The sequence below is a fragment of the Comamonas sp. genome, assembly GCF_009360615.1.
Lineage (GTDB): Bacteria > Pseudomonadota > Gammaproteobacteria > Burkholderiales > Burkholderiaceae_C > Comamonas.
On the sequence record NZ_SPEY01000042.1, the window covers coordinates 89,728 to 114,072 of the forward strand.

At 59.7% G+C, this 24,345-nt stretch carries 17 protein-coding genes; 10 read left to right on the forward strand and 7 right to left on the reverse strand.

Features of this window, described 5'->3' with window-relative positions; translation table 11 throughout:
* Positions 1–241: 241 nt before the first annotated feature.
* The 4 genes from E2583_RS13045 to E2583_RS13060 all read right to left on the reverse strand — a co-directional run bounded on the left by E2583_RS13045 (position 242) and on the right by E2583_RS13060 (position 6,222).
* Entirely contained in the window at positions 242–688 is a 447-nt protein-coding gene (locus tag E2583_RS13045) for a universal stress protein (RefSeq protein WP_291596370.1), read from the reverse strand.
* A gap of 1,201 nt (positions 689–1,889) precedes the next feature.
* Positions 1,890–3,842: a long-chain fatty acid--CoA ligase gene (locus E2583_RS13050; protein WP_291596372.1), complete on the reverse strand. Its 1,953-nt coding sequence runs from the start codon at positions 3,840–3,842 to the stop codon at positions 1,890–1,892.
* A 66-nt stretch (positions 3,843–3,908) separates the two neighbouring features.
* Positions 3,909–5,450 (reverse strand): MHYT domain-containing protein, encoded by a 1,542-nt coding sequence (locus E2583_RS13055; protein ID WP_291596373.1) that lies wholly within the window; start codon positions 5,448–5,450, stop codon positions 3,909–3,911.
* Positions 5,451–5,586: 136 nt separating this feature from the next.
* On the reverse strand, positions 5,587–6,222 hold the full coding sequence (locus tag E2583_RS13060; RefSeq protein WP_291596375.1) for a GntR family transcriptional regulator: 636 nt from the start codon (positions 6,220–6,222) through the stop codon (positions 5,587–5,589).
* A gap of 122 nt (positions 6,223–6,344) precedes the next feature.
* Between E2583_RS13060 and scpA the strand changes: the two genes are divergently transcribed.
* The 6 genes from scpA to E2583_RS13090 all read left to right on the forward strand — a co-directional run bounded on the left by scpA (position 6,345) and on the right by E2583_RS13090 (position 14,760).
* Positions 6,345–8,519 (forward strand): methylmalonyl-CoA mutase, encoded by a 2,175-nt coding sequence (gene scpA / locus E2583_RS13065; protein WP_291596377.1) that lies wholly within the window; start codon positions 6,345–6,347, stop codon positions 8,517–8,519.
* Positions 8,520–8,556: 37 nt separating this feature from the next.
* Positions 8,557–9,561 (forward strand): methylmalonyl Co-A mutase-associated GTPase MeaB, encoded by a 1,005-nt coding sequence (gene meaB / locus E2583_RS13070; RefSeq protein WP_291596379.1) that lies wholly within the window; start codon positions 8,557–8,559, stop codon positions 9,559–9,561.
* Positions 9,562–9,641: 80 nt separating this feature from the next.
* On the forward strand, positions 9,642–11,177 hold the full coding sequence (locus tag E2583_RS13075; protein WP_050874463.1) for an acyl-CoA carboxylase subunit beta: 1,536 nt from the start codon (positions 9,642–9,644) through the stop codon (positions 11,175–11,177).
* Between the two features lie 27 nt (positions 11,178–11,204).
* Positions 11,205–13,253: an acetyl/propionyl/methylcrotonyl-CoA carboxylase subunit alpha gene (locus tag E2583_RS13080; RefSeq protein ID WP_291596382.1), complete on the forward strand. Its 2,049-nt coding sequence runs from the start codon at positions 11,205–11,207 to the stop codon at positions 13,251–13,253.
* A 210-nt stretch (positions 13,254–13,463) separates the two neighbouring features.
* Positions 13,464–14,225: a YdcF family protein gene (locus tag E2583_RS13085; RefSeq protein WP_291596384.1), complete on the forward strand. Its 762-nt coding sequence runs from the start codon at positions 13,464–13,466 to the stop codon at positions 14,223–14,225.
* Positions 14,226–14,295: 70 nt separating this feature from the next.
* Entirely contained in the window at positions 14,296–14,760 is a 465-nt protein-coding gene (locus E2583_RS13090; protein WP_291596386.1) for a VOC family protein, read from the forward strand.
* A 27-nt stretch (positions 14,761–14,787) separates the two neighbouring features.
* Here the strand turns inward: E2583_RS13090 and E2583_RS13095 are convergent, their stop codons facing one another.
* Entirely contained in the window at positions 14,788–15,885 is a 1,098-nt protein-coding gene (locus E2583_RS13095) for an OmpP1/FadL family transporter (protein WP_291596388.1), read from the reverse strand.
* Positions 15,886–16,091: 206 nt separating this feature from the next.
* Here E2583_RS13095 and E2583_RS13100 point away from each other — a divergent pair, with 206 nt between their 5' ends.
* Positions 16,092–16,313: a hypothetical protein gene (locus E2583_RS13100; protein ID WP_291596390.1), complete on the forward strand. Its 222-nt coding sequence runs from the start codon at positions 16,092–16,094 to the stop codon at positions 16,311–16,313.
* Here the strand turns inward: E2583_RS13100 and E2583_RS13105 are convergent.
* On the reverse strand, positions 16,276–17,382 hold the full coding sequence (locus E2583_RS13105; RefSeq protein ID WP_291596392.1) for a site-specific integrase: 1,107 nt from the start codon (positions 17,380–17,382) through the stop codon (positions 16,276–16,278). The two genes, E2583_RS13100 and E2583_RS13105, sit on opposite strands and share 38 nt — an antisense overlap.
* A gap of 414 nt (positions 17,383–17,796) precedes the next feature.
* Here E2583_RS13105 and E2583_RS13110 point away from each other — a divergent pair, with 414 nt between their 5' ends.
* The 3 genes from E2583_RS13110 (at position 17,797) to E2583_RS13120 (ending at position 22,465) form a co-directional block, all read left to right on the forward strand.
* The gene (locus tag E2583_RS13110; RefSeq protein WP_291596394.1) at positions 17,797–18,777 is read left to right on the forward strand and encodes a DNA-binding protein; all 981 of its coding nucleotides are present in this window, start codon (positions 17,797–17,799) and stop codon (positions 18,775–18,777) included.
* 356 nt (positions 18,778–19,133) lie between these two features.
* A complete protein-coding gene (gene aspT / locus E2583_RS13115; protein ID WP_291596396.1) occupies positions 19,134–20,819 on the forward strand; it encodes an aspartate-alanine antiporter in 1,686 nt (561 codons plus the stop codon).
* 44 nt (positions 20,820–20,863) lie between these two features.
* Entirely contained in the window at positions 20,864–22,465 is a 1,602-nt protein-coding gene (locus E2583_RS13120) for a bifunctional aspartate transaminase/aspartate 4-decarboxylase (protein ID WP_291596398.1), read from the forward strand.
* 209 nt (positions 22,466–22,674) lie between these two features.
* Here E2583_RS13120 and E2583_RS13125 read toward each other — a convergent pair whose 3' ends face one another.
* On the reverse strand, positions 22,675–24,246 hold the full coding sequence (locus E2583_RS13125) for a lyase family protein (RefSeq protein WP_291596400.1): 1,572 nt from the start codon (positions 24,244–24,246) through the stop codon (positions 22,675–22,677).
* Positions 24,247–24,345: the final 99 nt, after the last annotated feature.

Below are 24,345 nucleotides of genomic sequence, written 5' to 3' on the forward strand. Positions count from 1 at the left end.
CTGCGGGACCAGCATTCGCTCAAGCGCGCTGTCTTCCGCTTGAGGCCGCGTTTGCACCAGAGGTAAGGCCCTGGCCGTTCATGATGGATGGACGCCAGCCGCGTAGTTCGGCTCTCCCTTCAGGTCGCAGGACGAGGGGCAGGGTGTTGAAACATCTGGCCCCCACGCGCCTTCAGTGCGGGTCTGCTGCAGGGCTATCCTGGTGGGGTCTGCTCGTGGCCGGGCTGATGAAGCTGGACAATTACGCCGGGCGATGTACCAGCACCGGAATGCTGCTGTTGACCAGTACACGTTGGGTTTCGCTGCCCAGCAAAATGCCGGCGATCCCCTTGCGTCCATGCGATGCCATGCAGATCAGGTCGCAATGGCTGTCCCCGGCCTGTTTGATGATGGCCTGGTTGATGGAGATATTGGTCACCCGCGCTGTTCTGCAGTCAACGCCCAGGGTTGCGGCGATGTCCGTCGCCATCCCGAGTACCTGATCGGCTTCCTTTTCGGCACTCTTTGCCATTTCTGCCGAGTTGTAGGCCATCATTGCTTCGGCACCATAAATCATGGCGGTGTAATCGGGCATCACATACAGGGCTGTCACCAGTGCACCTTGCTCTTGGGCCAGCTGCATTCCCGCGCGCAGCGCTGCCTCCGAGAGCTTAGAGCCGTCCGTGGGAATCAAAATGTGCTTGAACATATCCAGCCTCCTTGCGCGCCAGCGCACATATCGTTGCTAGGTGCATTCGATCAAATGCTGTATTCATCCTCACACTGCGGTGCTGTCAATGCAATACAGGGCCTCGGTATCGAGCTCTTTTCTTGATGAGGATCAAAATCCTGGCAATGGGCAAAGGCCCATTTCATCGCGCACCCAGAATGCGATGGGTGCTTTCCACATCTGAGTGAATTCCAACCCCTTGCGCAATGCCGAGCACGGTCGCAGATTGCTGGCACATCCGGTGCCGGATGAGGTGCTTTGCGGGGTGCCGGGTACATGGCTTGGGACGCTTGTCGCAAGACGGGGACCGTGGCGCTTGTCTGCTGCTGTTGAGAACGCGTCCAATGTCGGCAAAGCGCGACCATGATCGAGTCTGATGTCGGCGAAAGGACAAGAGTGAAGGGGCGCGCGGCCCTGGCGAGGGCAAACCAGCGTGCCGTACTGCGGCATGTGCAGGCAATGTCTTCTACGCGTGGGGCTGGCTCCGTGTTCCGCCGAGCGCCTCGTCGGCATATGTTGCCAGCGGGGCAGGCATCAGGGACGCGCACCACCGTCGTCTTGCTCTGGGTCGTGCGCAAGCGTCGGCTACGACAGCCCAACGCCCGGTGTTCGCCCCGACTGGATCGGAGCGGTTCTGTCATTGCGGGTCGTGGCGATGAGCTCTTTGAACGGTTTGGTGCCAGGCGATACGTCGCGTTCTCGTTGAACGGCAGTCAGGGGAGGGCTTGTGTGGATGCCGGCAGGTTTGCGGCGTAGAAAGACCGTCATTCCATCCTGCTTTGCGTCAGGAAACCTTGGACCCGGTCTGCCTGTTTGACCAGACGCTCAGGAGTCTATTCCGTCCGCTTGAAAGCGGTCTCATCAGCCCCGATCCTTTCGATGATGGCCGGGCATTCATCGGCATCGGCATTTGACGCGATTGCCTGTTTCGTGGCGAGAGCCAGCGCAGGGCAGAGCGGCCGCACTGACTACTATCGCTAGGACTGGCTTCCAGTTGAATCTCCATGTTCCAAAGTTTGCAGGGCTGGACTCCACGCTGGATGCGCTGTGCCGTCCTCGCCAGGGTTGGGAAGGTCGGGCGCTGGTCAATCGGCGTCGCTGAAGCGTCAGCAGATAATCTCTTGAAGTCATTAATGTAACTTACATGCAAAATGCACGGAGTTCCAAACCCCGTATCGGCCTAAGAATGATCTTTTGTTTTCCAGCTTTCCGCAGGCTTGGCATACATCTGCCCGATGGCATCTTCATAACGAGCCATCAGGTTCCTGCGCTTGAGCTTGAGGGTAGGGGTCATCAAGCCGTTGTCGATGTTCCAGCTGTCCCTGACCAGGTGAATCGCTCTGGGAACGGCGTAACGGGCAAAGCTGCGTGTCTGCTTCTCGATTCTGGCAAGTGCTTCTCTCTCAGCTGCGGCATGGTGCAGGCTGGAGGCGTCATCCGGATTCAGGCCGACATTCCTGGCAAGCACTTCCCATTCCACTTGGTTGACGACGGCGACACAGGCGATGAAGGGGCGATCCTCACCAAGCACGAACACCTGCTCAAACAGGGGATCAACGAGGATGGCCTGTTCCACATCATTGGGGGGCACTTTCTCACCCGTCGACGTCACGATGATTTCCTTGATGCGCCCCTTGATTCGAATGCGACCGTTCTCGATGGCAGCCTGGTCCCCCGTCCTGAGCCACCCGTCAGCAGTAAAGGCTTTGGCGGTGTCTTCGGGACGGTTCCAGTAACCACGCATCACCACGGGGCCGGAGACCTGCAATTCCTGATCGTCGCCAATGCGGACTTCAATCCCCGGCAGCACCCTGCCCACGGTATCGGGCCAGTTGTCGTCGAGGCCGTTGGCACTGACCACAGGGGCGGTTTCGGTCATTCCATAACCTTGCAGCATAGGAAGGCCCAGACCCAGAAAACAGCGCGCAATGGTCGGAGACAAAGGGGCACCGCCGCTCACGGCCACGCGCAGCCGGCCTCCAAACTGTGCGAGCAGGGGCTGTGCGACCAGCCTGCGCAGCAGCCAGGCTGGCAAGACAGAAGCCCAGCTTGGCTTGCCGTCGGGCGGCTCGCTCAAGGGGATGCCTTGATGAGTGCAGAAGTTCTTCCAGCCCTTGTAGACTGCCGCCTCGAACAGCTTGCGCTTGAAGCTGCTGGAGGCAAGCGATTCCTGGACCTTGGCATATACGCGTTCATAGATGCGAGGCACTGATATCAGCACAGTCGGCTTGACCTGCTTCATGTCCTGCGCAAGTTGTGCGACAGAACGCGCGTAGGCCACACAGGAGCCGGTGGCAATGGCCAGGTAGTAGCCTGCAGTGCGCTCGAAAGTATGCGAAAGCGGCAAAAACGAGAGAAAAACGTCCTCGGGAAAAGCCTTCACACGTTGCATCACCGCGTGCAGATCGCTGACCACGTTGTCGTGGGTGAGCATGACCCCCTTGGGCTTTCCGGTCGTACCCGAGGTATAGACAATGCCTGCCAGCTGTGTTTTGTCTGGTGGCTTGGGCAGGGCAGAGGTATACCGTTGACCAGCCTGAAGCCAGACAGACAGGGCAATGACCGGCTTTCGCTGCAGCGTCTTGACGGACTCCTGGACCGCCGGTTCGGCAGGTATGGGAGAGGCGCTCGGCGACGCGTTGGTACGACCTTGCCGAGCGTGGATCACGGCCTGAAGTTCGGGCAGGTCCTGACCTGTGGCACAAATTTTCTGCCAAGCCCTGGCATCGGCCACAAACAGCAACGACGCACCCGAGTCGGCAAGGATGTACGCAATGCTGCCGGCATTGTCGATGGCATGCAGGGGAACGGGTACGTAGCCGCAGCGCAAACAGGCCTGGTCGATGGTCATGGCATCGAAGCCGTTGGGCAGCAGGATCGCAACCCTTGCGCCGTCCGGAAGATTCGAGGCACACAAGGCACGGCTCCACAAGGCAACCGTCTCGGCTGTTTCGGCCCAGGTCAGGCTTTTCCAGCGATCGGTGCTTTCATCGAACTCTCGATAAGCCTGGGCCATTGGTGTGGCGCTGGCACGCATGGCCAGGAGTTCTGGCAGGGTTTGCACCTGCTCGATAGTCAGAGGTGGTGCCTCTGACAGGAGTGCCAGTACATCGATTTCACTGTGTTGATTCATGCGCTTACCTTCAGGAAGCAGGCAGTTTCCCGCTCCGTGAATGATAGCGTTGTAGAAATTCTGGACTCAGAATGTGGCCCCGAGCGGGATATCGATGCTTTGGTAGCAGACGGCGATGTAATGGTGCAGGCGCTGCTGCTCGTCACGCACAGCTGTCAAGGAGATCTGATGCCGATTCATGTCGTGTTGCATGACGCATGGGCCTTGCCAATGTCCCTTATTGCCGATTTCCGTCCAGATTTGCGTCCATTGGACATCCGATTCGTCATCGACATGGAAAAGGCTGGCGAACTCCTTGTTCTTGGCTGCCTGGCGCTTCAAGCCGCAGATGCGAGCAAAGGCCGGATTGATGTCCACAATTTTGCGGTTCGCATCCAGCACCACCATGCCTTCGTGGGAATGGTCGAATACCGTGGCAGCGATATGCAGCTGACGCTCGGTTCGCTTGCGGTCCGAGAGATTGGTGAGAAGGCCCACGTACATGCGCTGGCCCCTTGCCTCCGCCTGACTCAGTGCCAGACGCATGGGAACCAGGGTACCGTCCTTGTGCTGACCCAGCACCTCGGAGATTTTGTTCTGCAGAGGTGGCGCATTATTGCGCTGACCCGCTTCATGCTGCTCCAGATAAAAATCATGCTGGGTGAACAATGCAGCGGGCATGAGCATTTTCACGTTCTGGCCCACTACTTCCTCCGCGCTCCAGCCAAATATCACTTCTGCTGCAGGGTTGTAGTCGGTGACCCGGCCCTGATTGTCGATGCAGATGATACCGTCCGCCGCCATATTGATTAAAGCTTGCAGCCTGGCTTCATTCATGTCCACTTTTTGCCAACGGCTGCGGTAATGGATCAAGGCGTTGGCCTGCGCAATCAATCCGCCAAATAAAAGGGCGGTCAGCGCGATCGTCAGCGCCAGAATCAGACGGTCGTTCGAGGGTGTCGCATCATGGATCTCGTGATCGGACGTGACCCGCAGCGCCAGCATCGCAGCGTAATGCATGCCGGATATCGCAGCGCCCATGATGACAGCCGACAGCGACTTGCGCCATGGGTCCTGGTTGAGCTTGAAGCGTGCGAGTCCGAAGCGAACCCAAAGCGCAAGCGTTGCCAGCGCTACACCAACCACCAGTGAAATGACGAACCAGACGGGGGAATACTGGTGGATTGCGGATGTACGCATTGCAGCCATGCCGCAATAATGCATGGCTGCAATACCGGTGCCCACCACCAGCCCCCCCAATACCAACTGTCTGATATTGAGCTCATTGTGAGCCAGCAAGGCGAGGGCAACGCCAGACGCTGCGATCCCTGGAATGATGGAGAGGATCGTGACCGGCAAATCATACTGAACCGCCGCATGCAGCGAGTAGGCGAGCATTCCGATGAAATGCATGGCCCAGATGCCCGTACCCAAAGCCAGCGACCCGCTCACAATGGACCAGTTGCGCAATTGTCGCGAAGTGGCGGATCGGGCAAAAGCCGCATGGCGCAGTGCTTGTCCCGAAGCAATCCAGCAAACGGCCAACGACAGGGTTACAAGCAAAGGGTCATATTCGCCCTTGATCAAGTGAACATCGTCAGAAGAGGCCCAGAAAAATTGCGCCAGCATGAATCATGATCCTGTAACACCGAAAGCACATTCAGTTACTTCTCAAGCATCGCATGAATCAGGTAATCCAATATTTCAAATTTGTAGGATAAATACCGAAACGCATTTCCCCTGGGGGTCGACAAAGTCAGAGCTTCTAGATCGCCGCGTCTAATCCATTTGTGAAATGCTGCTGCACTGCACTCATGGCGGTTTTCGGATCGCGCCGAAGCAGCGCCTGCATGATGGCTTCGTGTTCTGCCAGAGAGTCTTCAATACGGCCCTGCTTGAACAGCGATTTGTGACGATTCAGTTTCATGACCTTGCGCAAATCCGCTACAAGCTGAATACGCCAGCGGTTATCGGCAATGTCGAGTATCTGCATATGAAAGCTCTCGTTGAGTGCGAAGAACCGCTCGGCGTCGGCCGTGTTCTGCTTGAGCTCCTCATGGGTCTGCCGCAAGCGCTGCAATTGCTCATCCGTGGCTTTGGCAGCCACCTCGGCCGCTGCGTCCGCCTCCAGAAGGCTGAGCAGTCGATAGACGTCGGAGATGTCCTTGCGAGAGACTTCGGTGACATAGGCTCCCCTGCGCAGCTTCATGGTCACCAGGCCTTCGGCAGCCAGGACCTTCAGTGCCTCGCGCAGGGGCGTGCGGCTGATGCCGTATTCCTCGGCAATCTTCAGCTCGTCAATCCAGGCACCGGGCTCAAGCTCACGGCGAAAGATGCGCTGGCGCAACTGCTCGGCGACCTGCTCATATAGCGCCAGGGGAGTAAGTGTTTTGCTTGTCATTACGTGCAATTATATGCTGCAAGTATTTTGAATTCATAATTATGAATCATGTACACTAGGTGCCTCTAGGTAGTTCACCGCAATTCCAAACTTCACTGCGCGCACCGCATACGAGAGACAACATGAGCCAAGAGAATCCGGCACAGGACCCCCAAGAATTTGCAACTGCTGATCTGCAAGCCTGGCTAAAAGCCGCCAACAAGGCGGCCCCCGGCGGCGATATCAACAATCTGAACTGGGTCACGCCGGACGGCATCACCGTCAAGCCGCTGTACACGGCCGAAGACACCAAGGATCTGCCATTCACCAATACGCTTCCGGGATTCGCCCCCTATATCCGGGGCCCCCAGGCCACCATGTATGCAGGCCGCCCCTGGACCATCCGCCAGTACGCCGGGTTCTCCACTGCGGAAGAATCCAATGCCTTCTATCGCAAGGCGCTGGCGGCCGGTGGTCAAGGCGTTTCCGTTGCATTTGACCTGGCCACCCATCGCGGCTATGACTCCGATCATCCTCGCGTCACTGGGGACGTGGGCAAGGCCGGCGTCGCGATCGACTCCGTCGAGGACATGAAGATTCTCTTCAACGAGATCCCCCTGGACAAGGTGTCGGTTTCCATGACCATGAACGGTGCCGTGCTGCCTGTGCTGGCCGGCTATGTCGTGGCGGCCGAAGAGCAGGGTGTTTCGCAGGACCAGCTTGCAGGAACGATTCAGAACGACATTCTGAAAGAGTTCATGGTGCGCAATACCTATATCTATCCGCCCAAGCCCTCGATGCGCATCATCGGCGACATCATCGAGTACACGAGCCAGAACATGCCCAAGTTCAACTCGATCTCGATTTCGGGCTATCACATGCAGGAAGCCGGTGCCAACCAGGCGCTGGAGATGGCGTTTACGCTGGCCGATGGCAAGGAGTACGTGAAGACCGCCATTGCCAAGGGCATGGACGTGGACGCATTTGCGGGCCGACTGTCCTTCTTCTGGGCCGTGGGCATGAATTTCTATCTGGAAGTGGCCAAGATGCGTGCCGCGCGCCTGCTGTGGTGCCGCATCATGAAGGGCTTCGATGCCAAGAACCCCAAGAGCCTGATGCTGCGTACCCACAGCCAGACTTCGGGTTGGTCGCTGACCGAGCAGGACCCCTACAACAATGTGGTCCGAACCACCATCGAAGCCATGGCGGCCGTGTTCGGCGGCACCCAGTCGCTGCACACCAATGCGCTGGACGAAGCCATTGCCCTGCCGACGGAGTTCTCGGCCCGCATTGCCCGCAACACACAACTGATCATTCAGGAAGAGACCCACATCACCAATGTGATCGACCCCTGGGCGGGTTCCTACATGATGGAAAAACTGACCCAGGAAATGGCTGACAAGGCCTGGGCGATCATCGAGGAAGTTGATGCCATGGGCGGCATGACAGCCGCTGTGGACAGCGGCTGGGCCAAGCTCAAGATCGAAGCGGCCGCCGCCGAGAAACAGGCCCGCATCGACTCGGGCAAGGAGGTCATCGTCGGCGTCAACAAGTACAAGCTGGCCAAGGAAGACCCGGTCGATATCCTGGAGGTGGACAACGTCAAGGTGCGCGACAGCCAGATTGCCCGGCTCAAGGAAATCAAGGCTTCGCGCGATGCAGCGAAGGTCGGAGCTGCACTGGCTGCCATCACGGCTGCGGCGGAGTCCGGGGAAGGCAATTTGCTGGATCTGTCCATCAAGGCCGTGCGTCTGCGCGCCACGGTCGGTGAAGTCTCCGACGCGATGGAAAAGGCGTTTGGCCGCCACCGCGCCGATACCCAGAAGGTGACCGGTGTGTATGCTGCCGCTTATGACTCTGCCGAAGGCTGGGACAGGCTCAAGGAAGAAATCAACACCGCTTCGCAGGCCATGGGGCGCCGCCCTCGCGTGATGATCGCCAAGCTAGGCCAGGACGGGCACGACCGGGGGGCCAAGGTGGTCGCGACCGCTTTTGCCGATCTGGGTTTCGACGTGGACATGGGGCCGCTTTTCCAGACCCCCGAAGAATGCGCGCGCCAGGCGATCGAGAACGACGTACACGCCGTGGGCGTATCGACGCTGGCCGCAGGGCACAAGACCTTGGTGCCGGCCATCATTGCCGAGCTCAAGAAGCAGGGCGCCGACGACATCATCGTCTTCGTCGGTGGCGTGATTCCCGCCCAGGACTATGATTTTCTCTACAGCGCGGGCGTGAAGGGCGTATATGGCCCCGGCACTCCCATTCCTGCCAGCGCCAAGGATGTGCTGGAGCAGATCAAGAAGGCCAACGGTCTCTGATCGGCCGGCAGACATCGATAGCAAAGGCGATCGCGACGTGACTCCTGAGCAAATGCAAGACGGCATTCTGCACGGCCCCTCCGCAGTGCAGCGCCGGGCCATGGCAAAGGCCATTACCTTGCTTGAATCTTCCCGGGCCGACCACCGTGAACAGGCCGACGGCCTGCTCACCGCTCTGCTGCCCCATACGGGCAAGGCGTTTCGCCTTGGCATCAGCGGCGTGCCTGGCGTCGGCAAATCCACCTTCATCGAAGCCCTGGGTCTGTACCTCATAGAAAAGGGTCTGCGTGTGGCGGTGCTGGCGATCGATCCGTCCAGCACCGTCTCAGGCGGCTCCATCCTTGGCGACAAGACCCGCATGGAGCAATTGTCCATGCGGCTGGAAGCTTATATCCGGCCCAGTCCCAGCAGCGGAACACTGGGGGGCGTGGCCGAAAAGACGCGCGAGGCCATGCTGGTCTGTGAAGCCGCCGGTTACGACGTGGTGATTGTCGAGACGGTGGGGGTAGGGCAGAGCGAGATTGCCGTTCACGGCATGACCGACATGTTCTGCGTGCTGCAACTGCCCAATGCCGGCGATGACCTGCAGGCCATCAAGAAGGGTGTGATGGAACTGGCCGACCTGGTGGTCATCAACAAGGCCGACATCGACCCCCATGCCGCCACGCGCGCCCAGGCGCAGATCACATCGAGCCTGCGCCTGCTGGGCATGCACGGCAATCCCGACCATGCCAGCACCGGCGCGTTGTGGCAGCCGCGGGTGTTGCAGATCAGCGCCTTGCTGGGGCAGGGGGTGGATGGTTTCTGGAGTGCCGTCAGCAGCTTCAGAGAGCTGCAAACCGCCAATGGTCGCCTGGCCCTGCGCCGCGAGAAACAGGCCCTGGCCTGGATGTGGGAGCGCATCGACTTTGGTCTCAAGCAGGCGTTCCGCCAGCATCCGCGCGTCAGAGCCATGCTTCCCGTCCTTCAGGACGATGTGGCAGCGGGTCGTATCGCTGCCAGCACTGCCGCGAGAAATCTGCTTCTAGCCCAAATGCAGTAGGCGCTAGTAGCTCTTATTACCATAGCATCGCAGCATCACTATTGCGAGACAAGCAACCCAAATCACGTTAGAGGACAAGCATGCAAGACGATATCCTGAAGCAGCTGGAAGCCAAGCGAGAGCTCGCTCGGTTGGGTGGGGGACAAAAGCGCATCGATGCGCAGCACAAGAAAGGCAAGCTGACGGCGCGCGAGCGCATCGAGCTGCTGCTGGACGACGGCACTTTTGAAGAGTGGGATATGTTCGTGGAGCACCGCTGCACGGACTTCGGCATGGAAAACACCAAGATCCCCGGCGATGGCGTGGTCACCGGCTACGGCATGATCAACGGCCGTCTGGTGTTTGTGTTCAGCCAGGACTTCACGGTGTTCGGCGGTGCACTGTCCGAAACCCATGCCGAGAAGATCTGCAAGGTGATGGACCAGGCCATGAAGGTCGGCGCTCCGGTCATCGGCCTCAACGATTCGGGCGGTGCCCGGATCCAGGAAGGCGTGGCCTCGCTGGGCGGCTATGCCGATGTGTTCCAGAAGAACGTGCTGGCCTCGGGCGTGGTGCCACAGATCTCCATGATCATGGGCCCCAGCGCCGGCGGCGCGGTGTACTCGCCGGCGATGACCGACTTCATCTTCATGGTCAAGGACAGCTCCTACATGTTCGTGACCGGTCCCGAGGTCGTGAAGACCGTGACACACGAGGAAGTCACGGCCGAGGAACTGGGTGGTGCCATCACGCACACCACCAAGAGTGGCGTGGCCGACATGGCTTTCGACAACGATGTCGAAGCCCTGATGATGCTGCGCCGCCTCTACAACTACTTGCCCTTGAACAACAAGGAGAAGGCCCCCGTGCGAGAGACCACCGACCCTGTCGGTCGCGCCGATCTGTCGCTGGATACGCTGGTGCCCGAAAACGCCAACAAGCCCTATGACATGAAGGAGCTGATCCTCAAGACCGTGGACGATGGCGACTTCTTCGAACTGCAACCCGAGTACGCCAAGAACATCATCATCGGATTTGCCCGCATGGCAGGGCAGACCGTGGGCGTCGTGGCCAATCAGCCCCTGGTGCTGGCCGGTTGCCTGGACATCAAGTCCTCGATCAAGGCTGCACGCTTTGTGCGTTTCTGCGATGCCTTCAACATTCCCGTCGTCACCTTTGTCGACGTTCCCGGCTTCATGCCCGGTACTTCCCAGGAGTACGGCGGCATCATCAAGCACGGCGCCAAGCTGCTGTACGCCTATGCCGAAGCCACCGTGCCCAAGATCACAGTCATCACCCGCAAGGCGTACGGCGGCGCCTATGACGTGATGGCGTCCAAGCATTTGCGCGGTGACGTGAACCTGGCCTGGCCCCATGCCGAGATTGCCGTCATGGGCGCCAAGGGTGCGGTGGAGATCATCTTCCGCGAGGACAAGAACGACCCGGTGAAGCTGGCGGCGCGCGAAGCGGAGTACAAGGAACGCTTTGCCAATCCGTTCGTGGCCGGAGCCCGTGGATTTATCGACGATGTGATCCAGCCCCATGAAACCCGCAAGCGCATCTGCCGCTCGCTGGAAATGCTCAAGAACAAGCAGTTGGACAATCCCTGGCGCAAGCACGGGAACATCCCGCTGTAAGAAAAAGAAGAACCAGGAGATATATCCATGTTTACCAAGATTCTGATTGCCAATCGCGGCGAAATCGCCTGCCGGGTCATCGCCACCGCCCGCAAGATGGGCATCCGGACCGTGGCCGTCTATTCCGACGCGGACAAGGACGCCCGCCATGTCAAGCTGGCCGACGAGGCCGTGCGACTGGGCCCTGCACCCAGCCGCGAGTCCTATCTGCTGGGAGACAAGATCATCGAGGCCTGCAAGGCCACCGGCGCACAGGCCGTGCATCCCGGCTATGGTTTCCTGTCGGAAAACGAAGGTTTTGCCAAGCGCTGCGAAGAAGAGGGCATTGCCTTCATCGGTCCGAAGTCGCACTCCATCGCGGCCATGGGCGACAAGATTGCGTCCAAGAAGCTGGCAGGCGAAGCCCAGGTCAACACCATCCCCGGCTACAACGACGCCATCGCCGGGCCAGAGCAGGCGGTTGAAATCGCCAGGGGCATTGGCTACCCCGTGATGATCAAGGCCTCGGCCGGCGGCGGCGGCAAGGGGCTGCGCGTGGCTTTCAACGACAAGGAAGCCTTTGACGGTTTTGCCTCCTGCCAGAACGAAGCGCGCAACAGCTTTGGAGACGATCGCATCTTCATTGAAAAGTTTGTGCAGGAGCCTCGCCACATCGAGATCCAGATTCTGGGCGACAGCCACGGCAACGTGGTCTATCTGAACGAGCGCGAATGCTCGATACAGCGTCGACACCAGAAAGTGATCGAAGAAGCGCCCAGTCCCTTCATCAGCGACGAAACCCGCAAGGCCATGGGCGAGCAGGCCGTGGCGCTGGCCAAGGCGGTGCAATATCAGTCCGCCGGCACGGTGGAATTCGTGGTCGGCAAGGACCAGGACTTCTACTTCCTCGAAATGAACACCCGTCTTCAGGTGGAGCACCCGGTCACCGAGTGCATCACCGGCCTGGATCTGGTCGAGCAGATGATCCGTGTGGCTGCCGGAGAAAAACTGTCCTTCACCCAAGCCGATGTGAAACGCGAAGGCTGGGCCATCGAGTGCCGCATCAACGCCGAAGACCCCTTCCGCAACTTCCTGCCTTCGACCGGCCGTCTGGTGCGTTTCTCCCCGCCCGAGCAGACCATGTGGCAATCCGACACCGAGCACCTGTACGGCGTTCGTGTGGACACCGGGGTCTATGACGGTGGCGAGATCCCCATGTACTACGACTCGATGATTGCCAAGCTCATCGTGCACGGCAAGGATCGCAACGAGGCCATCGCCAAGGCCCGCGAAGCACTCAACGGCTTTGCCATCCGCGGCATCAGCTCCAACATCCCCTTCCAGGCGGCCCTGCTGGCGCACCCTGACTTTGTCTCGGGCAAATTCAACACCGGCTTTATCGCCCAGCACTATGCCGACGGTTTCCATGCCGAGGACGTGCCCCACGACGATCCCGACTTCCTGGTGGCGCTGGCCCTGTTCCGCAATCGCCGCTACCGTGCGCGTGCGTCGACCATCAGCGGCCAGATGCAGGGCCACCAGGTGCAGGTGGGCGAAAAGTACACCGCTGTGGTCCTCGGTGCTGAAGGCCGCAACCGTTATGTGACCGGAGAGGTGACCGACTTCGATGCCCAGGCGCGTGTCTGCAAGGTGGTGATCGGGGACAAGAACTACGAATTCCGCAGCAATGCCGACATTCGTGACCTGGTGGTGCGCGGTGTCTGCAACGGCAAGCCCTTCACCTGCCAGATCGAGCGCGGCAACGGCAAGAACCCGCTGGCACTGCGCGTCATCCATAACGGCACGCAAGCCGATGTCCTGGTGCTCTCGCCCAAGGGCGCCGAGATGCACAAGCTCATGCCTTACAAGGCCCCGCCCGATCTGTCCAAATTCCTCCTCTCGCCCATGCCCGGCCTGCTGGTCGACGTAGTCGTGCAGCCCGGCCAGAAGGTGCAAGCCGGGGAGAAGCTGGCCGTCATCGAAGCCATGAAGATGGAGAACATCCTGTTTGCGTCCCAGGACGGCGTGGTCAGCAAGATCAGTGCCGCCAAAGGCGACTCGCTGGCAGTAGACGACATCATTCTGGAATTCGAGTGATACGCGCTTTTCGGGGCCTGGGTTCGGCATCGGCATGCGGCCGGGCTGCACATCAGGTCGCGAAGCAAAAGCCCGCGCGGCTTCGGCTCGGCGGGCTTTGCATTTCTCAATACGACAGGCCCGACCCGTTTCCAGCTTGAGCCACATGAGCCATCAGCGATGACATTGCAAGCAGCTATCCAGATCTCCCGCCCTGCCACATGCGCGCGCATGCTGCTGTCTTTGATGGGGGCACTGTTGTTCGTCGATGCACTGGTGCTGATGGGAATGGGGCACTTCAATGTGGGTGTGGTGCTACCTGCCTTGCTGGGGGCAGCCGCTTTGTGGCTGAGCTGGCGATGGCGAGCGGTACAGCAGTGGCGTGCGGCCAGGCCCTTGAATCAAAGGCTGTGGTCGCTGGGTTGCGTCGCACTGGCCGTGTGGCTTGCAAGTCTTCTCTGGTTCTGGAGCCATTTGGCAGGGATGGGCCTTGCACCGCAGCAAGTACCGAGCGTACAAGCCATCGTGGTGCTGGGCAGCGGCACGCTGGACGGCAAGCCCAGGCCGGTTCTGGCCGCGCGGCTGGACACGGCTGCGGAGCTTGCCATGCTGCAGCCCCAGGCATTGATCGCCGTTTGCGGCGGTGTGGACTGGGGTGAGACAGAGTCCGAAGCCGAGGTCATGGCCCGCTATCTCCAGCAGCGCCACAGCATTGCGGCAGAGCGGCTGGTGCTGGAAAAGCTCAGCACCAGTACCGAACTGAACCTCAGGCTCAGCCGACCCTTGCTGGCCGGGCGCGGCGTGGCGACCGATGCACCCATGGCCATGGTCAGCAGCGACTTTCACCTGATGCGTGCCATGGACATCGCAAAGCGCCAGGGTCTGCACGACGTCTATCCCGTGGCGGCACCCACGCCTCTGGCCACACGCTTCAACGCCTGGCTGCGCGAATACTTTGCCATGGCCAGCAGCTGGGTGCTGGGCGAGGTCTGAGGATTTACATTAAATCCGGCTGAAACGCTTATTTTTATTGCGTTGTCAGCTATCCATAAAGGAGTCAATCATGAGCAATCGTCCTTTCAAGGTTCTGGGCATTCAGCAGGTTGCGATAGGCGGCACTGACAAGAAGCGCATGAAAAAGCTGTGGGTGGACATGCTGGGCCTGGAGCAGACGGGGACCTTCCAGAGCGAGCGCGAAAATGTGGACGAAGACATCCTTGCCATGGGGCGCGGGGCGATGAAAGTCGAAGTGGACATCATGCAGCCCATGGACATCGAGAAAAAGCCGGCCGTGCACGCCACGCCGCTGAACCATATCGGCCTCTGGATCGACGACCTGCCCAAAGCCGTGGAATGGCTGACCGCCCAGGGCGTGCGCTTTGCCCCAGGCGGTATCCGCAAGGGGGCTGCGGGTTATGACATCACTTTTCTGCACCCCAAGAGCAACGAAGAGTTTCCGATTGCCGGCGAGGGTGTGCTGATCGAGCTGGTGCAGGCCCCGTCCGACGTGATTGCGGCACTGGGCTAAGGCCGCATACCGGCTGTCAGATTGCGCTCAGAACTGGTAGCCAAGCCTGATCCCGACCGCCGTGGCGGACTCGGCATCAAACGTCGCCAGCGTTGTGCCGCCGCTGGAGATATCTGTCGAGCCCAGACGCTGGTAGCTCAGCCAGGGCGTGAGCTTGAAACGACCTTGCTGATAGCTCACCCCCACCGTGTAGCCAATCCGGCCATTGGTGGGGCGTAACGGCGACAGCGCAGCCTTGTCGCTGCGCTCGTCGTAAGCGACGGCGACGAAGCCCGACCAGTTTTCCGCCAGCCTTTGCCCAAGACCCAGCGTGTAGGTCATGGTGTCCTGCATGTCTGCCAGGCTGCGGCCTGGCAGAACTGCCTCCAAGGTCTGCGGACGCAGCCTGAATTGCGACCAGTCGGTCCAGCGTATCTGTCCAAAGAGCACGGTGCCCGGCGTAATGCCGGTCTGTATATCCAGGTTGAGGCTTTGCGGGGCGGTCGATGCCGTCCTTGTCTCGCCCGGCCACAGGTTTTCGCGGGTCGCAATCCTGTGCTTGATCGCAGAGTAATAGGTCGCGGCAATGCGCAAAGTCATATCTGGCCGTTCATAGCTCATGCCCAGCAGGTAGCCGGGTTCGGTACTGGGTCTGAAATCAACCCGGTATCCATTCAGCGCCCCGAATACCAGCCCCCCTAGAGCGACATGTCCATCGGTGCGTTGCAGGCGCAGCCCGCCATGTACCGCCCAGTGCTCATCCCAGCGGTAGCGCAGGACCCCCAGGAGTTCATGGCTGTTCACGCGGGCCTGTGTGCCGCCAAATAGCGGTGATTGCTGCGGGCTGTAAGCGATGTCGAGGCCAAAAGGCTTGCTCACCATGATCAGCAATGAGCTGCGTGAATTCAGATCCCGCCTGTATGCAAAGCCCCACTGGCTGTAATCGTCGGCCACCTGCCCGGTGGACTTGCCCAGGGCATCCGTACCCCGGACTCGAGGCTGAACCGTATAGGTCTCCGTGGAAAGATGATGTCCCTTCTCAAACAACGGCCCCAGATCCTGACCCGTCCTGTCCAGTCCTCCTGCCTGGGCACCGAGCCCCCACACCATGGCTGCACAGCCTACCCCCGCTTTTGCTTTTCTCAACGTCTGCTCCACCGCTCTGATTTCAGTCGCATGAATGTAATTTAATGTGTCTGCAGACAGGCGCGCAGGTCTATTCGGAGGGTGCCGCGCTGGTGCCCAGCGCGGCTGCGGAACAGGCATGCAGGCAGGCTCCGGGGAGGCATATGCAGTCCGCTGCGATTGATCGCCGCCCGGAGTCCACCGTCGTGCAAGAAATGCCCTCTGTCTTGACCGACGACAATAAGTCGCGCGAGTATCTGGCCGCCTGGCGGGCACTCTGTCTGCTGCGGCAACGGGTGCAGGCGCTGGGAGTCAATCACTTCGATGTGCCGCTGCGGTTGGCGGACTTGCAATCGGCCGCTCACCAGACGGTGCTGCAGCTCATGGGACTGGCGCCCGGGACGGCCGACATCAGTCCTCGTCAAGCATGCGCGCTGCCTGATTCCTGAGTGCCGAGTCGGCTCGGAAGTATCCGAGTACGGTGTTCACGCTGTGGTGCCCCGTCAATGCCATGGTATCGGCCAAAGGCAGATTGCGTCGTCCGGCCTCGGTCACAAAGCCCGAGCGCAGCGAGTGTGCGGAAAAATCCCCTTGCACACCTGCCAGCGCACAACGTTCCTTGACAATATTGCGCACGGCAGCAGCAGTCAGTGGCTCTGCCACATGGCCACCTTTGCGAATGCGCCTGAAGAGGGGCCCTTCGGTAATCCTTGCTGCGTCCAACCATGCTTTCAAAGCGGCTGCGGCGCGACCGGTCACGGGCTTGTGATTCTCCGGGGTATCGGTGCCGCTCTGATTGGTCTTGCTATGGCTGAGGGTGTAGATGAACTCCCCATCGGCCACGGCGCGCAGGAAACGCATATCGGCGCTTGCCACTTCGGAGCGCCTGCGCCCGCCGCTGGCCCAGGCGAACAGCAGCAGCGCCCGGTCGCGCAGGCCGCGCAAACTGTCGTCGCAGCTGGCCAGCAACGCCTCCAGCACGTCGCGTGTCAGCGCCTCTTTTTTCTGGGGTAGCTCGCCTCGTCTTGCATACGCCTTGCGCGTACGTGACATCAACTCCCTCACTGCCCCGTCCTGGCAGGGGTTGGGCATCGCGTGCACCTGATGCGCCTTGGACATCACGGCCATGCGATGCACCAGGGTGTTGTGCGAGGGGGCTCCCTTTTTGCCCTTGTAGCCGGCAGCAACCAGGGCCTCGTCGATCTCGGGCGGCATCTCATGGATCAGGCCGGCACTGCCTTGTCTCTGGGCATGGTCGATGATGAATTGCAGCACCGTGGAAACTGGCAGTGGCAGCTGCATGGGCTGACCCTGGCGCAGCAGATGCCAGGCAGCCCAGTAACGCATGGCGCTTTGATAGCTGCTGCGCGTGTTGCTGGATTCGCCTTCGTGCATCAGCTCCCTGATGGCTTCATGCGCTTCGGGCGCCAGAGAGCATGACGGCATGTCCAGTGTCTGCAGACGGCTGCTATCAGGGACTGCCGGGGCAGGTAAGGGCAAAGGCTTGCGTGAATCCATGACGCTATTTTCGCCCTGACTGGGGGGGGCAGCTTCAATCGATGTTCAGGTCGGTGGGCCAGCAGCCGTCGCTGCAGCACCAGAAAGACCGCAGTGCTCATGCTCCTGCAACTTTGCATGCCCGTCTGCGCGCCGAAGGCGGATATCGAGAACATGAATGCCTGCCATCCCGCCCCGGTTTGATCAAAGGTGCAGGACGATCCGTCCACAAGTACCAGCCGGCGATATTGCCGCAATTCAAACCCAGAGGCGGATTCATCCTCGGCCCGAGCATGAAAACGAGTTAATGTATGTTGTCTTTCTGTATGAAAATTTCATATGTATTATTTGATACATTAGATGTATTGTGTATTACGTATATAATTCATAGGTCACGATAACAATCACTTATCGTTAGTTATTTGAGAAGAAGATATGAATACCAGCAAAACCACCTCCAGAGGTGTACAGGAGTCCGACGTCTGGGCCGCTGCAGATGCGTTGATTGCCCAGGGACTGCGTCCCACCATCGAGCGGGTGCGCCAGCAGATCGGACGCGGCTCTCCCAATACGGTCAGTCCCATGCTGGAGACCTGGTTCGCCACGCTGGGACGCCGCCTGGGAGTGGCGGGAGAGCAGGACCCTTCGGTGTTGCAGTCGGTACCGGATCCTGTGCAGCGCCTGGCCGAAGAGCTCTGGAATACGGCGCAGGAAGAGGCGAAGGTCGCCGCCAGCAAAGCCCTGGATCTTCGTGAACAGGCTTTGAGGGCGGAAGAGAAGGCGTTTGCGGCGCAGCAGGAGCAACTCGCGCAGCGCCAGGCCACCATGGAAGCGCAAAAAGATGCGCTGAATCAAGCCGTGCAGACCGCGCAGAACCACGCTCAGGATCTGGCGCGTCGTCTTGACGAGATGCAGCAGACGCTGCAAGAACGCGATCTGCGCCTGGAGGAGCTGCGTGACGAGCTGGGCCAAGCCGTGCGCCAGCGTGAGCTGCAGCAGCAAAAGCACAGCGAGGAAATTCAGTCGGCTGCCGCCGAGCGTCAGCGCATGGCAGAGCAGTACGCCGGCAACGAGCGCCATATGCTCAACGAAGTCGATCGTGCGCGGCAGGAGCTGGCAGCCGCGAGAAAAAGCCTGCAGGATCAGGAGCGCAAGGCAGAGACTCGCTACCAGGAGCTGCAGATCCGGTTTGAGCAATCCGAGCAGGAAATCCTGAACCTGCATGCCCAGTTGCAGACCGCCCAGAACACTGCGGCACTGGCACAGGAGCGGGCTGCGGATCTCAAGAACCTGCTGGAGGCACAGCAAAGACTGGTGGCCGCCAATGCATCGGACTCCACTGGCGCTCAACCCCTGGTGCGTCGAAGCACTCTGGCAGCCACCCGGCGCTCCATCAACCGACGCACCTTGCGCTGAGGGATCAGGCACCTGGGCGTCGGCAAAGCCCGCTCCGGATGCAAGCGGCGTGTGAAAGGACTGTCTCCGAAACCTCGGCCAGGCAGCCTCGCGTGCGCCATGTGTATCACAAAGTGAATCATCGGTAACGTCCTACATTTCGGTACGCTTTTGTCTTTAATAGTGGAAGCCCATAGAAGAAAACAAGAATCAAACCAGCCAATGGACGTGGCATCAATGTTGAGACCGGCGATCTCGATCCACGCATCCAGGTAGCGAACCGCTTTCTCCTGAGCCCAGGCAGCTCCATTCCCTCTCATCGGGGCTTGGTTGGACTTTCTGTTGCCTGGTCCTTTTATCTGGAAGTAGAGGTGGCCGTGGATTTACTCAAAAGCATCTTTCACCAATCACCGGAGGCGGCACTTTTCGCATCTCTGGCTCTGGGGTACTGGGTCGGCAAGTTCCGCTTTGGATCATTCCAGTTGGGGGGGGTCGCGGGTTCGCTGCTGGCAGCGGTGTTGATCAGCCAGATCGGTATTCAGATTGATTCCGGCATCAAGGCCGTGCTTTTCGCCTTGTTCATCTATGCCGTGGGCTTCGAAAGTGGTCCGCAGTTCTTCAACTCGCTGGGACGCCATTCGGTCAAGGAAATCATGATGGCCGTCGTGGTGGCCGTATCAGGCTTGATCACGGTCGTGGTGATCGCCCGGGTATTCGGCTTGGACAAAGGCCTGGCCGCAGGACTGGCTGCAGGCGGCTTGACGCAGTCGGCCATCATTGGAACGGCAGGCTCTGCCATCGAGAAGCTGGGGCTCTCCGCCGACGAGGTCCAGCGCATGCAGGCCAACGTCGCCATCGGTTACGCGGTCACCTATATTTTCGGCTCTTTCGGCGCCATCATCATGTGCGTCAATGTTCTGCCATGGATTGCCGGACGCAATATCCGGGATGACGCCGTTCAGGCCGAGCAGGAGCAGCTCAAGGGCGTACGCGTCTATGCACAGGGCGAGTCGCCTGCGGCTCCCGATCTGGTGGGACGCATTTTTCGCGTCACTCAGTCCGGAAAAACCGTGGCGGAACTTGAAGCCAGCGCGATGCAGGGCAGGGTGACCGTGGAACGCATTCAGCGCAGGAATGCACTGTTAGGCGTGGATCCGGGCCTGGTGCTCGAGGGCGGCGACGTTGTGCTGCTGGTGGGCCGCCGTGCGGCAGTGGTATCACTGGGTGCTCAGGTCGGCGACGAGCTGCAGGCAGCCGAGGGCATGGATGTGGTGATGGTGCGCCGCGACGTTGCAATCACCAATCCTGTCTACCTCAACCGCAGCGTGAAGGATATCTTGAGCAGCCTGTCACAGGATTTCATACACGGTGTGTATGTCGAAGGCATGATGCGCGCCGGCACGCCTGTGCCGATCAAGGCGGAGACCGTCGTGATGCCCGGTGATGTGGTGAGCCTGTTCGGTACGCCTCAGGACGTTCAGAAGGCCGCTCAATCTGCCGGGCCCATCATTGTTCCCAGCGACAAGACCGATTGGGTCTATCACGGCTGCGGCATCGTGGTCGGCTTGCTGATCGGTCTGCTGGTCCTGCGCATCGGCTCCATTCCCATCACCTTGGGCAGCGGTGGCGGTGCCTTGCTGTCGGGGTTGCTTTTTGGCTGGTGGCGTAGCCGCAAGCACACCATGGGCAATATGCCGACGGGGGCCTCCACACTGTTGCGCGACCTGGGTCTGGCGGGGTTCGTGGCCATGGTTGGCCTGCAGTCGGGCCAGCAGGCCGTCAGCACGGTCATGGATCAGGGGGTGACGCTGTTCATGCTCGGCGTTCTGGTCACCATCATTCCACTACTGATCGCCATCCTGTTTGGCAAATATGTGCTGCGCTACGACAACGTAGCCATATTCGCCGGCTCTCTGTCGGGTGCGCGCAGTGCCAACCCTGCGTTTGGCGAGGTGCTGGACAAAGCCGGCAATTCCATACCGACCACCCCTTTTGCAATCACCTATGCGTTGGCCAATGTGTTCCTGACTTTGCTGGGGCCGCTGGTCATCGCCTTCGCGTGAAACCCTTGAATTGATTCCCTGGAACGAATGGAAGGAGTTGCGAAATGAGCAAGGATTATCAGAGTCTGGCGAATTTGAGCCCGTTCGAGCTCAAGGATGAGTTGATCAAGATTGCCTCGGGCGATGGAAACCGCCTCATGCTCAATGCGGGCCGGGGCAATCCCAACTTTCTGGCCACTACGCCGAGAAGGGCATTTTTCCGCCTGGGCCTGTTCGCTGCAGCGGAATCAGAGCTGTCCTACTCTTATATGACGACGGTAGGCGTTGGGGGACTGGCGAAGATCGACGGCATAGAGGGACGTTTCGAACGTTATATTGCCGAGAACCGGGATCAGGAGGGCGTGCGCTTCCTCGGCAAATCCCTGAGCTATGTGCGCGATCAGCTGGGCCTGGACCCGGCCGCCTTCCTGCACGAAATGGTTGACGGTATTCTGGGCTGCAATTACCCCGTTCCGCCCCGGATGCTGAACATCAGCGAAAAAATCGTGCGCCAGTACATCATTCGCGAAATGGGCGCCGACGCAATTCCCAGCGAGTCCGTGAGCCTGTTTGCGGTCGAAGGGGGAACGGCTGCCATGGCATACATCTTCGAGAGCCTGAAGCTCAACGGCCTGCTCAAGGCCGGGGACAAGGTGGCCATCGGCATGCCGGTTTTCACGCCCTATATAGAAATCCCGGAGTTGGCTCAATATGCACTGGAGGAAGTCGCCATCAATGCGGACCCAAACCTGCATTGGCAGTATCCGGACTCGGAGCTGGACAAGCTCAAGGACCCCGCCATCAAGATCTTCTTCTGCGTCAACCCCAGCAATCCGCCTTCCGTGAAGATGGATCGACGAAGTCTGGATCGCGTGCGCAATATTGTTGCGGAACATCGCCCGGACCTGATGATCCTGACCGACGATGTCTACGGCACCTTTGCCGATGACTTCCAGTCTCTTTTCGCGATCTGCCCGGCCAATACCTTGCTGGTGTATTCGTTCTCCAAATACTTTGGAGCCACTGGCTGGCGTTTGGGGGTGGTGGCGGCCCATCGGCAGAACGTCTTTGACCTGGCGTTGGACCAATTGCCGGAGTCCGAAAAAATCGCCCTGGATCATCGCTATCGTTCGCTGCTACCTGATGTGCGCTCCTTGAAGTTCATCGATCGCCTGGTGGCCGACAGCCGTGCTGTGGCTTTGAATCACACAGCAGGGCTGTCCACGCCACAGCAGGTGCAAATGGCGTTGTTCTCGCTGTTTGCACTGATGGATGAGGCGGACGAGTACAAGCACACGCTCAAGCAACTGATTCGCAGGCGCGAAACCACGTTGTACCGCGAGCTCGGCATGCCTCCGCTCAGAGATGAGAACGCGGTGGACTACTACACGCTGATTGACTTGCAGGATGTGACCTCGAAGCTCTACGGCGAGGCCTTTGCAGAGTGGGCGGTCAAGCAGTCGTCGACAGGTGACATGCTGTTCCGGATTGCCGACGAGACCGGCATCGTGCTCTTGCCGGGGCGCGGCTTCGGCTCGAACCGTCCGTCGGGGCGAGCCTCCCTGGCAAATCTCAACGAATATGAATATGCAGCCATAGGCCGCGCATTGCGCAAAATGGCGGATGAGCTTTACGCACAATATTCGGCACAAGCTCAGAATCGTTAAACGGCAGATCCCTGAAAGAAAAAGCCATGAGCTGATCCTCATGGCTTTTCTACAGGGTAGTCCGCAGGTGTTGTTCCGTGCAAGGAGTTGGCGGTTTTCGGCAGGGCCTGCTCCGGCTCTGTGACATTGCGTATTGGTCGGCCGCCGATCACCAGGAAAGAGGATTGAGCCTGTAGTGACCCCAGCAAAGAGGGCCTATGGCTGCTTGGCTATTTGGGGGTTGCCAGCCGCGCAAAGTCGCGGTCAAGGTTCCTGATTGCCGCTTCGATCCGGTCATGTCGCTGCGCAGCCCACTGCTGATCTTGAGACAGCAATTGCCCGGACCGCGCGATCATGCGCGCCATCTCCGATGGCTGGGGGCCTCCGGCGGTCGCACGGTTCTTCACAATGGCGACGGGATCCAGCGTCGTCCGGAACTCGCTTTCCGACAGAGGCAACCTGACATTCTCGATTGACATTTCGCGTTCGACGGTCGCTGCATAGAGGCGCTGGGCATCGGCGTAGGGGAAGTCACGCGGCGTGATATTGCGTTCTTTGGCGAAGCTGACGACCGCCGAAGCAAAATGGTGACCCACACGGAAAGGCAGTTTGTATTTGCGCATCAGGACATCCGCAACCTCCTGGGAGGCCGTCCAGTCGAGATTCAGCTCTTCAAGCGCACGTTCTGGATCAATCACCAGGCCGCTGAGGACTTTGTCAAAACCCTGCAGCGTTGAAATCGTCGACGCAATCAGCGCGGAGGTGTCATGCGACGACTTGTTGTCGCTCATCCCCGGTGGAATATTGTGCTGGCTGATGAGGCGTCCCACACCCATTGCCAGCACGCGTGAAGCGTTGGCACGGGTGTCGTTGAGCAGCCCCGGATTTCGCTTTTGAGGCATTGCACTTGACACATAGGTGTTCCCTCCGCCCTCGCGAAGGAGGATCCAGGGTCTGGGCTGTGCATACTGCACCATGACGTCCTCGATAAAAGCTCCCACGTGCAGGGAAATGCTCGATGCCACCGCGCCGATCTCCACCGGCATCTCGGCAGCCAGAATCTGTGCGGCATCGTAGGCGTTGTCAACCGTGGCAGGGTAGCCCAGGTATTGGGCCATGCGCTCTCGATTCAAGGGCCAACTGCTCCCATTGAGAACCGTGGTGCCCATCGCTGATTGGTCAATGCGTGTGAACGCCTCGTGAAGGCGCTGGGCGTCCCGGTCAAAACCGGCAAGGTGTCCCAGAAGGTAGTGCCCGTAGCTATTGGGCTGGGCGGCCACTCCGTTGGTGTAGTTCGGTACGACCGTGTCGGCATGAGTCTGTGCCAGCCGCAGCAGATGAGCACGGGTCTGCTCCAGCTGTTTGTTCAGGCGCAGCATGTCGTCCCGCTGTATGGCAGAGCGCACCGTCGCCAACATATCCTGGCTTGAACGCCCGGCATGAAGAAGTGTGGCCTGCACACCGGCTGCATCGATGAGCAGGGGCTCGAAGGTGATGACCAACCCTGGCCGTTTACCACCGGGAGCATCGCCTGCAGTCAAGACGCTCTGGAGACCTCGCGCAATTTGGGGTGCCATGGTCTTGTCGAGAAGGCCTTCATCGGTATTGATGACGGCCGATGCCTTATTGATTTGCCCCAGCCAGAAGAAAGCGTCGCGCCTCGACTCCTGGGCAATCGCGACATGCCCCAGCGATGCCAGTGCAAACGCAGCAACAAGAAGCTTGCGCAGTGTCCCGTCGACAAGACCGTTGGGCAATTCAGGCAAGCTGGCAAAGCGCTTGCGGCGGGTTCTGTGTTTCATATGCGTCTCCTGGGTTCTCGGTATGTTGACCGAGGCAGTACCTTGTATTGACGGATAACTGTGTAATGGCAGCGAGGTGAGGGCGATCTGTTGCCCATG

Bases quoted from the DNA above. Each gene is read 5' to 3' on its own strand.
- E2583_RS13090 (WP_291596386.1), top strand. From the start codon at position 14,296: ATGAGCAATCGTCCTTTCAAGGTTCTGGGCATTCAGCAGGTTGCGATA.
- E2583_RS13110 (WP_291596394.1), top strand. From the start codon at position 17,797: ATGAATACCAGCAAAACCACCTCCAGAGGTGTACAGGAGTCCGACGTC.
- E2583_RS13060 (WP_291596375.1), bottom strand. From the start codon at position 6,222: ATGACAAGCAAAACACTTACTCCCCTGGCGCTATATGAGCAGGTCGCC.
- E2583_RS13105 (WP_291596392.1), bottom strand. From the start codon at position 17,382: ATGGATTCACGCAAGCCTTTGCCCTTACCTGCCCCGGCAGTCCCTGAT.
- E2583_RS13055 (WP_291596373.1), bottom strand. From the start codon at position 5,450: ATGCTGGCGCAATTTTTCTGGGCCTCTTCTGACGATGTTCACTTGATC.
- scpA (WP_291596377.1), top strand. From the start codon at position 6,345: ATGAGCCAAGAGAATCCGGCACAGGACCCCCAAGAATTTGCAACTGCT.
- E2583_RS13085 (WP_291596384.1), top strand. From the start codon at position 13,464: ATGCTGCTGTCTTTGATGGGGGCACTGTTGTTCGTCGATGCACTGGTG.
- E2583_RS13045 (WP_291596370.1), bottom strand. From the start codon at position 688: ATGTTCAAGCACATTTTGATTCCCACGGACGGCTCTAAGCTCTCGGAG.
- E2583_RS13080 (WP_291596382.1), top strand. From the start codon at position 11,205: ATGTTTACCAAGATTCTGATTGCCAATCGCGGCGAAATCGCCTGCCGG.
- E2583_RS13120 (WP_291596398.1), top strand. From the start codon at position 20,864: ATGAGCAAGGATTATCAGAGTCTGGCGAATTTGAGCCCGTTCGAGCTC.
- E2583_RS13050 (WP_291596372.1), bottom strand. From the start codon at position 3,842: ATGAATCAACACAGTGAAATCGATGTACTGGCACTCCTGTCAGAGGCA.
- E2583_RS13075 (WP_050874463.1), top strand. From the start codon at position 9,642: ATGCAAGACGATATCCTGAAGCAGCTGGAAGCCAAGCGAGAGCTCGCT.
- E2583_RS13125 (WP_291596400.1), bottom strand. From the start codon at position 24,246: ATGAAACACAGAACCCGCCGCAAGCGCTTTGCCAGCTTGCCTGAATTG.